We start from the raw sequence: 1,011 nt of genomic DNA, 5'->3' as shown, positions 1-1,011 counted from the left end.
ATGTTCCCGAGTCAGAAGAGGAGAAGGACATGAGCACACTCAGACAGCGGATGACCGAGGCGATGGTTCTACGGGGCTTTGCCCAGCGGACCCAAGAGACTTACCTGAACTGTGTCAGCAAGCTCGCAAAACACTACGGGCGATCACCGGATACGCTCGACACGGCGGCCATCCAGGCCTATTTGCTGCACCTGATCACCGAACGGAAACTCGCTTACGCCAGCGTCAATCAAGCGGTCTGCGCCATCCGCTTTCTCTTTGCCGTCGTTCTCGGCCAACGCGATACCGCCTTCGAGATTCCGATGGCCAAGGTGCCCCAGCGCCTGCCGCAGATACTCACGCGTGAAGAAGTCAGCCATCTGCTCGCCCACAGCCGCGACATTCGCGCCCGGACCTTGCTGACCACGACCTACGCCGCCGGCCTACGTTTGTCCGAAGTTTGCACCCTGCAGCTGACCGACATCGAATCCTCGCCCGAACGCATGTGTCTCAAAGTGCGCCAGGGCAAGGGCGGCAAGGATCGCTACACCTTGCTTTCACCCCGCCTACTGGAAATCCTGCGCCTGTACTGGCAGGCTTGCCGTCCGAGAGGGTGGCTCTTTCCCAACCGGGCCGGCAACGGCCCGATTGACCACTCAACAGTACAGCGCAGTTACCATGCTGCCCGCGAAGCGGCCGGCATTGAACACGGTGGCGGCATTCACTCATTGCGCCACGCTTTTGCCACGCATCTGCTGGAAGCGGGTGTCGATCTTCACACCATTCAGCGCCTGCTGGGCCATGGCCATGTCGGCACGACCATGCGCTACTTTCATCTGGCCCGAAGCCATCTGACCGGCACCACTTCCCCGCTTGAGTTGCTGACACTCGGCTAAGGTCTGTGGCCCCGGCCGGCCTGGCCGAGGTGCTGTCCGCCTTCGGTCCGGCCTATCTCGCCAGCCATGAACTGCCGCGTGGCGCGGCCAAGGTCTGGCGGGCCATTCTTGCCTGCCGTACCGCAGCGCTCGGCGG

Annotated in this window: 1 protein-coding gene and 1 pseudogene; both read left to right on the top strand. The window is 62.4% G+C overall.

Annotated features, from left to right (window positions below; all coding sequences use genetic code 11):
• Positions 1 to 875: tyrosine-type recombinase/integrase (locus ACLIIZ_RS21085; RefSeq protein ID WP_416695667.1), on the top strand; the 875-nt coding region annotated here is incomplete at its 5' end.
• Between the two features lie 5 nt (positions 876 to 880).
• Positions 881 to 1,011, top strand: a pseudogene (locus ACLIIZ_RS21245) (IS91 family transposase); the annotation flags it as partial.

Source organism: Azonexus caeni, assembly GCF_048146105.1.
GTDB classification, from domain to species: domain Bacteria; phylum Pseudomonadota; class Gammaproteobacteria; order Burkholderiales; family Rhodocyclaceae; genus Azonexus; species Azonexus aromaticus_B.
Note: the sequence above shows the minus strand (reverse complement) of the source record. Positions and strands in the feature narration are given on the sequence as shown.